Origin of the sequence: Mesorhizobium sp. STM 4661 (assembly GCF_000359125.1) — a bacterium.
In the GTDB taxonomy this organism is placed as follows: Bacteria; Pseudomonadota; Alphaproteobacteria; order Rhizobiales; family Rhizobiaceae; genus Mesorhizobium.
This window is the reverse complement of sequence record NZ_CAAF010000054.1, coordinates 88,987-98,594: the sequence shown is the minus strand read 5'-3', so window position 1 is coordinate 98,594 and position 9,608 is coordinate 88,987. Positions and strand designations below refer to the sequence as shown.

General features: G+C 63.1%; 11 protein-coding genes. 3 read left to right on the top strand and 8 right to left on the bottom strand.

Annotation, left to right across the window (positions count from 1 at the left end; all coding sequences use genetic code 11):
- Nucleotides 1-335: 335 nt before the first annotated feature.
- The 4 genes from MESS4_RS17730 to MESS4_RS17715 form a co-directional block, all read right to left on the bottom strand.
- Nucleotides 336-1,052 (bottom strand): Bax inhibitor-1/YccA family protein, encoded by a 717-nt coding sequence (locus MESS4_RS17730; RefSeq protein ID WP_006333545.1) that lies wholly within the window; start codon nt 1,050-1,052, stop codon nt 336-338.
- Between the two features lie 24 nt (nt 1,053-1,076).
- The gene (locus tag MESS4_RS17725) at nt 1,077-1,850 is read right to left on the bottom strand and encodes an anti-sigma factor (protein ID WP_006333544.1); all 774 of its coding nucleotides are present in this window, start codon (nt 1,848-1,850) and stop codon (nt 1,077-1,079) included.
- Nucleotides 1,850-2,368 (bottom strand): sigma-70 family RNA polymerase sigma factor, encoded by a 519-nt coding sequence (locus MESS4_RS17720; protein ID WP_006333543.1) that lies wholly within the window; start codon nt 2,366-2,368, stop codon nt 1,850-1,852. The genes MESS4_RS17725 and MESS4_RS17720 overlap by 1 nt, the downstream gene beginning before the upstream one ends.
- Before the next feature lie 105 nt (nt 2,369-2,473).
- A complete protein-coding gene (locus MESS4_RS17715) occupies nt 2,474-2,983 on the bottom strand; it encodes a TetR/AcrR family transcriptional regulator C-terminal domain-containing protein (protein ID WP_006333542.1) in 510 nt (169 codons plus the stop codon).
- A 60-nt stretch (nt 2,984-3,043) separates the two neighbouring features.
- Here MESS4_RS17715 and MESS4_RS17710 point away from each other — a divergent pair, with 60 nt between their 5' ends.
- A complete protein-coding gene (locus MESS4_RS17710; protein WP_244441154.1) occupies nt 3,044-3,535 on the top strand; it encodes an anthrone oxygenase family protein in 492 nt (163 codons plus the stop codon).
- Nucleotides 3,536-3,594: 59 nt separating this feature from the next.
- On the opposite strand, the gene phnX is transcribed toward MESS4_RS17710, so the two are convergent.
- Nucleotides 3,595-4,410 carry a phosphonoacetaldehyde hydrolase gene (gene phnX / locus MESS4_RS17705; protein WP_006333540.1) on the bottom strand — a complete coding sequence of 272 codons (816 nt, stop codon included), beginning with the start codon at nt 4,408-4,410 and terminating at the stop codon, nt 3,595-3,597.
- Nucleotides 4,407-5,567 carry a TIGR03364 family FAD-dependent oxidoreductase gene (locus MESS4_RS17700; protein WP_006333538.1) on the bottom strand — a complete coding sequence of 387 codons (1,161 nt, stop codon included), beginning with the start codon at nt 5,565-5,567 and terminating at the stop codon, nt 4,407-4,409. Before MESS4_RS17700 ends, phnX begins: the two co-directional genes overlap by 4 nt.
- A gap of 184 nt (nt 5,568-5,751) precedes the next feature.
- On the opposite strand from MESS4_RS17700, the gene MESS4_RS17695 reads away from it, so the two are divergent.
- Together MESS4_RS17695 and mazG are read left to right on the top strand one after the other, a co-directional pair.
- Nucleotides 5,752-6,936: an amino acid aminotransferase gene (locus MESS4_RS17695; RefSeq protein ID WP_006333536.1), complete on the top strand. Its 1,185-nt coding sequence runs from the start codon at nt 5,752-5,754 to the stop codon at nt 6,934-6,936.
- Between the two features lie 143 nt (nt 6,937-7,079).
- Nucleotides 7,080-7,904 (top strand): nucleoside triphosphate pyrophosphohydrolase, encoded by an 825-nt coding sequence (gene mazG, locus MESS4_RS17690; RefSeq protein ID WP_006333535.1) that lies wholly within the window; start codon nt 7,080-7,082, stop codon nt 7,902-7,904.
- A gap of 6 nt (nt 7,905-7,910) precedes the next feature.
- On the opposite strand, the gene hflX is transcribed toward mazG, so the two are convergent.
- Nucleotides 7,911-9,305, bottom strand: a complete 1,395-nt coding sequence (hflX, locus tag MESS4_RS17685; RefSeq protein ID WP_006333534.1) for a GTPase HflX — start codon at nt 9,303-9,305, stop codon at nt 7,911-7,913.
- Nucleotides 9,306-9,551 (bottom strand): RNA chaperone Hfq, encoded by a 246-nt coding sequence (hfq, locus tag MESS4_RS17680; RefSeq protein ID WP_006202172.1) that lies wholly within the window; start codon nt 9,549-9,551, stop codon nt 9,306-9,308. It lies immediately after the preceding gene.
- Nucleotides 9,552-9,608: the final 57 nt, after the last annotated feature.

Genomic DNA, 9,608 nt, shown 5'->3' with positions numbered 1-9,608 from the left:
TTCATATTGCCGCAAAATAGAAATGTCTTGATTCCGCAAAGTTGGAATGTCGCCCTGCCCGACAATGGTCGCCGAGATGCCGTTACCGTGAAGCGTCAGACTATCCTGTTGCATATGTCCTCACCGATGGCTGGTGTGGCCGGCAGGCTAGCAAAAGGCCCCGCGTGAACTCAAGAAGCGGCCAGGCTACGCCCCACCTCACACAGCCGCGACGAACGCATTCACGCTACAGGCGAGATAGCGTATTCGCGCGCCGCCTCAAATGAAAACCGTGGCCGGAGGTTTCCCTTCGGCCACGGCAAGGTTCGAAGTGTTGCCTGCTACGGTCGGTCCGATTATTCGCGCTCGCCGGTGAAATTCAGCAGCAGCTGGAAGATGTTGATGAAGTTCAGATACAGCGAGAAGGCGCCGAAGACGGCGAGCTTCTGCTGTGATTCCGCGCCGACATTCTCGGCATACCGTTCCTTGATCGTCTGCGTGTCCCAGGCGGTAAGGCCGATGAACACGGCGATGCCGATCACCGAAATCGCGAACTGCAGCGCCGTCGAGCCGAGGAAGATGTTGACGACGCTGGCGATCACCACGCCGATCAGGCCCATGATCAGGAAGGACGAGAACTGGGTCAGGTCGCGTTTGGTCGTGTAGCCGTAAAGGCTGGTGGCGCCGAACATGGTGGCGGCGATGAAGAAGGTGCGCGCGATGCTGGTGCCGGTGAAGACCAGGAACACGGAAGCGAGCGACAAGCCCATGACCGCGCAGAATGCCCAGAACATAGCCTGGGCGCCGGCAGCGGACATCGTCTGCATACGGAACGAGAACAAGAGCACGAAGGCAAGCGGCGCCAACATCACCACCCACTTCAGCGGACTGGAAAAGATCGGCACGTAGAGTGCGGGCGTCGAAGCCACCGCATAGGCGATGATACCGGTGACGACGAGGCCGACCCCCATGTAGTTGTAGACGCGCAGCATGTGCTGGCGCAGGCCCTCGTCATACACGGCTCCGGTTTGGGCGCCGGCACCCGCGCTATATCTTAGGTTAGGAATGTTCATGCGAATTCTCCTGGTGAGGCGGGATCAGTAAAGCGTACTGGCAAGCGTTTCGGCGGCGCGATCGAGGTCGCGTACACCGCTTCGGGCAACGACTGCGTAGGCGACTTCGCCGACCTGGAAATAAGCCGAGGAGATGTCACCCGAAGGGGCGACGGTCGGCTTGACCACGTCGAACGTTCCGGGTCTGATCGCGAAGAGCGAGACCAATCCCATATCCTTTGTTTCGACAGCCATTTCGACGCTCGGGCCGAACTGCGATGGATAGATCTGGACGTCGCGGACCCTCCAGTCCTTCGGCAGCGACGGCATGACGATCGCCGTGGCGGCGCGGATTTCGTCCGCGTTGTAATTCGGCGCTTCCAGCTGGGACGACATGGTCTCGCGCACGATCGTCGTCTTGTGCGCCCGGATTGCGTCCTGCAGATAGACAGGCGGCTGGGTCGAGGCGACGACTTTGGTGACCGATATCGGCCCGAGCATGCTGTTCGCCAGCCAGCCCGCGGCGACAAAGACAGCAACCGCCGCCGCCCGCTGCAACGCCACGAAGACGCGGCCCCGGGCCAGACCCCGCTCCAGCCGGCGTGCCGCATCGGCCGTTGTCGGCCGCGCCATGCTCTCGGATCCGGCAAGCGCCATGCGCAGTTCGTCGCGCGTCCTGAGGTCTGACATCACCCGCGCCGCCGCCTCCGGACGGGTCGAAAGAAACGCGCCAACTTCAATGCGGCGTGCAATGTCCAACTGGTCGTCTACATAGGCATCAAGGTCGGCATCGATTACCGGATCGCGCAGTTCGTTCATCACTGATCTCCCACGATCCTGAGGTGGCTTTTTGCCCGCGCCGGCGACGTGTCCTCCATCTCGCGCAGCGCCGCCCTGGCGCGACCGATGCGTGACATCAACGTTCCGACCGGCACGCCGCTGACCTCGGCCGCCTGGCTGTAGGTAAGTCCCTCGATAGCGACGAGATGCAGCGCCGAACGCTGCTCTTCGGGCAATTTGAAAAAGGCTTCACGCACCTGCGCCAAGCGGACCGAATGCTCCTGGGGAGCGTCCATATTGGCGTCGGCAAGGTATCTGGCCTGTTCGAGGCGCACCGCTTCCGATTTGCGGGACCGCAAGCCGTCAATGAAGGCATTGTGAACGATCGACAGGAGCCATGCGCGCAGGTTTCCGCCGGAGCGGAAGGTGCCGCGCCGCTCATAGGCCCGCACCAACGCATCATGCACCAGATCCTCGGCATCGGCGCTGTCGCGCGTCAACGAGCGCGCGTAGCGGCGCAGCGAACCGAGCTGTCCCATGATATCGAAGCGTGGCATCGATCGTTTCATGCCCTGTTTACGGAGCACATAAGGATTTTAATCCCTTCGCTGCTAAATTTTTTGCGCGATGCGGGAGGACATCGTGCCATATCAATCTCACTTTCACGTGCCGCAAAGCTTTCTGAACGCGCTTGATGCAGCGATCGCTCTGGAATGGACATCCGTGTCTGAAGGAATGGGCAGAGTGCGAATGACCCGCCTGATCTGCAGATCACCAATCAACAGGTTCAAAAACCAGTTGGCCGCCACATCAGCGGATGGCGCGGCCAGAGCGCCGGTCTCCAGGCCGCGCTCAATCAATCTCTCAATCAACGGAAGCACCGAATCGCGCCCCCCTGTGGCGATAGCCGCACCCAATTCGCCGCTTTCGTCAGAAGCAGCCGCGCGGTTGAGGGAGACTGCTTTCTCGCCAAGCAACATCGAAAGGAGGATCGGGGCGACTTTTTCGAGGCTCACCAGCGGATCTGCCTCATCCCTGATTGCCGCGTCCAGCACCGCTTTCGTCGCCCTTGCATTGCTTTCGACCATCGCCTTGAACAGGCCTGTCTTGTCGGTATACCAGCGATAGAGCGTTTCGTTGGATGCCTTCGCCTCTTTGGCGATACTGAGCATTGAAGTGCCGCCGTAGCCTCTTGCTTTCAGAAGCTTGTAGGCCGCCTCCTCGATCTGCGAGTGGGACTGTCGGTCACATCGATCGTGTTTTGTGGGGCGATTTTCGGATTTTTCTATGCCTGGGTCTGCTCGACGATGTGGGGCCTCGACCATGCTGATCCCCGAACGGCAATCAAGGCCATGCAGGCGATGAATGCGTCGGTTCGCAATGCCGTTTTCTTTCCCGCATTCTTTCTGACGCCGGTCGTTCTGGGTGTGACGGCTGCCGCAATGCGTTTCAACGGCTACAAGCTACCGGCGTTCTGGTTCGCTGCCGCGGGGGCCGTCTATCTAGCCTTTGGCCTTGTTCTCACGCTGACAGTGAACGTGCCGATGGACGAGGCGCTGGCCGCCACTGTCATTCCCGATGATGCCGAGACCGCGCGAGAGATCTGGCGGGACTATTCAGGCCGATGGCAGTTCTGGAACCAGATGCGAACCATTGCCTCAGGCATCGCCTTGGCTCTCGCCGGCTACGGTCTGGCAAGGCTGCAGCCGGATAGAGTGTTTTAAACCCGCATAATCGCAAATGGCTCGCGCCGGCCGTTCCCCGCCCAGTCGCCTTCAGGCGCTCAAGGCCTCTCGCCGCGCTGAAGCCTTCCTTCGATCGCCGCGATGACCGGCATCAGGTCGGCGACGCCGCTGACGACGTAGTGGGCGCCGGCGGCGGTGAGCCTTGCGGAGGCTTCGGCGCGCTTCTTCCTGAAGATATCAGGCGCGAGCGCCTGCGTCTCCGCCAGCGTCAGGCCGAAGACGTTGCCGGTCACCGACACACCGATCGTCCAGGCGCCGGCATTGGTGCCTTCGGCAATGCCGACCTCGGTGTCGTCGACCTTTACACTCAGCCATGGCGGGTAGACGCCAAGCTCGGTCAGTGCCTTCCACAGCATGAAAGGCGTCGGCCGCCCGTCGGGAGTGTCTCCGGTGCATACCAGGCAATCCGGCGAGAACCCCTGCCCGGCGGCCACCGGCAGGATTTCTGCCATGATGTCGCGCGTGTAGCCGGTCGTCGAGCCGATCTTGAGGCCGCGGGCGCGCAGCGCCGTGACGACCTCGGCAACGCCCGGAATGACATCCGAGTATTGCGCCGCCACCGCACGGTTCTTCGGCACGAAGACGTTATAGACGGCATCGATGTCGGCGTCGGTCGGCGCATGACCATGCTGCTTTGTCCAGGACGCCGCGACCCTCGGCAGCGCAAGCAGCGCGGCGATATGCGGGCGCTTGGCCATTCCCATCGGGCCTCTGGCCTCGTCCACCCTGATCGCCACGCCGAAATCGGCGAAAGCCTCGACGAATACGCCCATCGGCGCCAGCGAGCCGTGATCGACGACAGTACCGGCCCAATCGAACACGACGGCGCGGAGCAAACCCTGGGTGGCCATCATGCGATCTTCCTGGCGTCTGCGATGGTGGAACCGAAAAGCTCTGCGATCACCTCTTCGGCGATCGCGAAGGATGTGCTGGCGCCGGTGCCGCTGGTGATCATGACGAGGCGCACATTTTCCCGCGGCGCGTCGGCGAACATGGTGCGGTCGGACGCCGAGGCGTAGATCCCGGTCCAGCGTTCCAGGACGCGTGGCGTCGGTCCGCCAAAGACGGCGCTGAATTCATCGAGAATGATTTCGTCGACGCGCTCCGAAGCGAACGGGTCGGGCGTCGTTGCGTAATGATGCGAATCGCCGACCACCAGCGTGCCGTCGGCGCTCTGTACGACGATCAGATGCACGCCATTGTCGAGCGCGTCGCGCTGATCGACTTCGAGCTTGCGCCGCAGGGCCGCGGCTTCCGGCAAGGCGGCGTAGCCGGCATAGCGGGCGAGCCCGAGGTCGGACATCACCGATACCGGCAGCCGGTAGCCGGGCTCGGCAAGCCGCATCATCTGCAATTTGCAGCGGGTGACGGCATATTGCGCGATGCGCTCGGGATAAAGCGTCGCCAGATCGTCGCCCGGACAGACGATCACCTTGCCGGCATGGACAACGCCGCGGCTGGTCTCGATATCAGGCGGCTCGATCGAGCGCACCGCCGTTTCACGGCGGAACGCGACGCCGTGGCGTTCGGCGAGCCAGGCCGCCAGCCGTGGGATCGCTTCGCGCGATTCGACACGCACCTCGTGCGGGCTCCACAAGCCGCCGGCGAAATCCCGTCCGGCAAGCTGGGGGTACTGGCCCCGAAGCTCATCGGGTTCGAGCAGCAGACAGCCCTCGCCCATTTCGGTCCGCAAGAACGCTTCGGCTACCGCGCGCGCCTCCGGGCGGCGGGCGACGACGACCGCGCCGCGCTGGATGACATCGATGCCGGCTGGCTCGGCCACCTCCAGCCAGATGTCGCGGGAGCGCATCGCTCGGCGCCACACCTGGCCGCGTTCCTGGCCGCTGACCGTGATGAAGCCGAAATTGCGCACCGAAGCGCCATTGGCCTGCGCGTCGCGATCGATGACGACCACGGAAAGGCCACGCCTGACGGCGGCGAGCGCATGTGCCAGACCGACAATGCCGGCGCCGACAATCGCAAGGTCGAACTGTTCTTGCCGGCTCATCATTGTCTCACGCCGTCATTCTCGCGCTTGTCCCGGAAATGCCTATTCAAACTACGCCGATGTGACAGGAACGTGTAGAGCTCGCTTCCGTCTTGCCGATCACACGGCATTCGGTCCGGCGCATATGAAACCGCTGGCGCAAGGCGGCCGATTTGCGTATCACTCCGCCGCCAACGGGACCATATTGATGTTCGAAAACCTGCAGCCCGCCCCCGCCGACAAGATCATTGCCCTGATCGGCCTCTATCGCGCCGATCCGCGCACCGACAAGGTCGACCTCGGCGTCGGCGTCTACAAGGATCGCGACGGCAAGACGCCGGTTATGCGCGCGGTGCGCGAAGCCGAAAAGCGCCTGCTGCAGAGCCAGGATACCAAGACCTATCTCGGTCTTGCCGGCGACACCGGCTTCAATTCCGCGATGGCGAAGCTCACCTTCGGCCTTGCGGCCGACATGACGCGCATCCGGGCCGCGCAGGCGCCTGGCGGCTCCGGCGCTCTCCGGCTGGTGGCCGAGCTGCTCAAGCGGACGCGCTCCGACGCGACGATCTGGCTGTCCGACCCGACATGGCCGAACCACATGCCGGTGATGCGAGCGGCCGGCCTGCAGATCCGCGAATATCCCTATTTCGACGCTGCTTCCGGTGCGGTGCGCTTCGCTGACATGCTGGCTGCGCTACGCACTGCAAAGAGCGGCGATGTGGTGCTGCTGCATGGCTGCTGCCATAACCCCACCGGCGCCAACCTCGATACCGCGCAATGGGCCGAAATCACCGATCTTGTCGTCGAACGCGGCCTGCTGCCTTTTGTCGACATCGCCTATCAGGGCTTTGGCGAAGGCCTCGACGCCGACGCCGCGGGCTTGCGCATCATGGCCGCAAAAGTCCCGGAAATGGTCGTCGCCTCGAGCTGCTCGAAGAACTTTGCCGTCTATCGCGACCGCGTCGGGGCGGCGATGATCCTGGCCAAGGACGGCGCCCAGGCGGATGTGGCGATGGGCCAGATGCTGTCGGCGGCGCGCGCCATGTATTCGATGCCGCCGGACCATGGCGCGGCCGCCGTGCGCATCGTGCTGGAAGATGCCGCGCTGCGCGCCGACTGGGAAGCGGAGCTCGAGGAGATGCGGCTGCGCATGCTCAGGCTTCGCGTCCAGTTCGCCGAGGCACTGCGGCGGCAGTCCAATTCCGACCGCTTCGATTTCGTCGCCAGCCACCGCGGCATGTTTTCCCGCCTTGGCCTGTCCGAGGCGCAGGTCGAGCGGTTGCGCGCCGAGCATGGCGTCTACATGGTTGGTGACAGCCGCATCAATGTGGCAGGCCTGCCCGAGGACGGGATGGGCGCACTCGCCAAGGCGATCGTCTCGGTGCTCGACTGACGCCTTTTGCTTGACCATGATCTTTTCCGAAAACCGGCTTCCACTTTTCGGGATCATGGTCTGGTCCGCGCAGCTGTGGACAAGGCGCCCTCGCCGGCTGACAGCGTTGGCCGCGCGGCCGGGCGCACGGTAGCATTCGCCCGATGAAACCTTCGAAAGACATTTCCCGGCTGATCGAGATCATGGCGGCGCTGCGGGCGCCGAAGACCGGCTGCCCGTGGGACATCGAGCAGGATTTTTCGACCATCGCGCCCTATACGATCGAGGAAGCCTATGAGGTGGCGGACGCGATCGCGCGCGGCGATCTCGACGATTTGCGCGACGAGCTCGGCGATCTCCTGCTGCAGGTCGTCTATCATGCGCGGATGGCCGAGGAAGCGGGCGAATTCGCCTTCGGCGACGTGGTCCAGGCCATCACCACGAAAATGATCCGCCGTCATCCGCATGTCTTCAGCGACGAGACGGCACGCAGCGCCGGCATGGCCAAGGGCATGTGGGAAAAGATCAAGGCGCAGGAAAAGGCTGAGAAACGCAGCGCCCGCCTCGCCCGTGGCCACGACCCGGAGGACCACGGGAAAGGCTTTCTCGATAGCGTGCCGGTCGCCCTGCCCGCGCTGACCCGGGCGCTGAAGCTACAGGAAAAAGCGGCCCGCGTCGGCTTCGACTGGAGCGAGGCCACGCCGATCCTCGACAAGATCGAAGAGGAGATCGGTGAATTGCGCGAGGCACTTTCCAAGGGCGATACGGCGCCAATCAAGGATGAGTTCGGCGACATGCTGTTTGCCGTCGTCAATCTCGGCCGTCATCTCAAACTTGACTCCGAAGCGGCGCTCAGCGGAACCAACGAGAAATTCCGGTCGCGCTTCCACTATGTCGAGCGGGCGCTGGAAGCGTCCGGGAACACGCTTGAAAAAGCGACTCTCGACGACATGGAGGCACTTTGGCAACAAGCCAAAAGCGCAAAGTAGAGGCCCTTACCCGTTGTTTTTACGGTGCAATCTGGTTTCGATCTCTTCGCGCGCGCTTTGCGTCGCCTTGAGCGAAACGGTCACGCTGCCATCCTCATTGTCGGCCCGCGAAACGATGTCGCCATTGCGATAGAGCCAGTCGACAAGGCCAAATTGAGCCGGCGTGAGCGTGATTGTCAGCGTTGCCAGCTCGCCCGACACCCTTGTCTCGATGATCGCCTTCAGCGCATCGATGCCTTCGCCGGTGGCGGCCGATATGGCGATCGGCGGCGTCTTGTTGCCGTCCGTACCGTCGGCGAGCAACCGCGCCCGGTTGCCCTCGTCGAGCCGGTCGATCTTGTTCCACACTTCGATGACGCGCTTGGCGTCGCCGGCATCGACGCCGAGATCGGCGAGGATGCGCTCGACATCCTCGGCCTGTGCGGCGGTATCGGGGTCCGAAATATCGCGCAAATGGATGACGAGGTCGGCTTCGACCACCTCTTCCAGCGTCGCCCGGAAGGCCGCGATCAGATGCGTCGGCAGGTCCGAAATGAAGCCGACCGTATCCGAAAGGATGACCGGCGTGCCGTGCGGCAGGCGCACGCGACGCAGCGTCGGATCGAGCGTGGCGAACAGCATGTCTTCCGCCAGCACGCCCGCGCCGGTCAGCTTGTTGAACAGCGTCGACTTGCCGGCATTGGTGTAGCCGACGATCGCCACCACCGGAAACGGCACCTTCTTGCGCTTGGCGCGGTGCAGGTCGCGGGTGCGGCGCACGGTTTCCAGCTCGTGCTTCAGCTTGATGATCTTGTCCTGCAGGACACGCCGATCCGATTCGATCTGCGTTTCGCCGGGACCGCCGAGGAAGCCGGCGCCGCCGCGCTGGCGTTCAAGGTGGGTCCAACTGCGGACGAGCCGGCCCTTCTGGTAGTTGAGATGGGCAAGTTCGACTTGCAGCGTGCCTTCCTTGGTGCGCGCGCGCTCGCCGAAGATCTCCAGGATCAGCCCGGTGCGATCCAGCACCTTGGCGTTCAATTCCTTCTCGAGATTGCGCTGCTGCACCGGCGTCAGCGGGTGATCGACAATGACCAGCTCCGCATGGCCCTCTTTGACGATCTCCGCGAACTCCGCCACCTTGCCGCTGCCGAGCAAGGTCGCCGGGCGCGGATCGTTGACGGTCACGACTGCCGTGTGGATCGGGTCAAGATCGATGGCGCGGGCAAGCCCGACCGCCTCGTCGTGACGAGCCTCGGCCGAACGCGTCAGGCGCGGGCGATTCGTCTCATCGTCGCCGCGCTGCTGGCGGGTGAGCACGGGCACGATGACGACGGCCCGTGTCGGCCCCTTGGCCTCCGTCCCGGGCTGATGTAATGATTTTTTTCCACGAACGCTGCGGTCCGCGTCTTTCTCACGTGCCAATCAGGCGCCCTGGCTTTCCTCGCCATCGAACATCTGAACCGGCTGGCTCGGCATGATCGTGGAAATGGCGTGCTTGTAGACGAGCTGGGAATGGCCGTCACGACGCAGCAAAACACAGAAATTATCGAATGAAGTGACCACGCCGGTCAGCTTCACGCCGTTGATGAGGAAGATGGTGAGCGGGTTCTTGCTCTTGCGAACTGAGTTCAGGAACAGGTCCTGAAGGTTTTGCGATCGTTCCGCCATTGTTCTTGTCTTTCGCCGATCCCCTTCGGTTTGCAGGCCAATGCGCCAAATTAACCG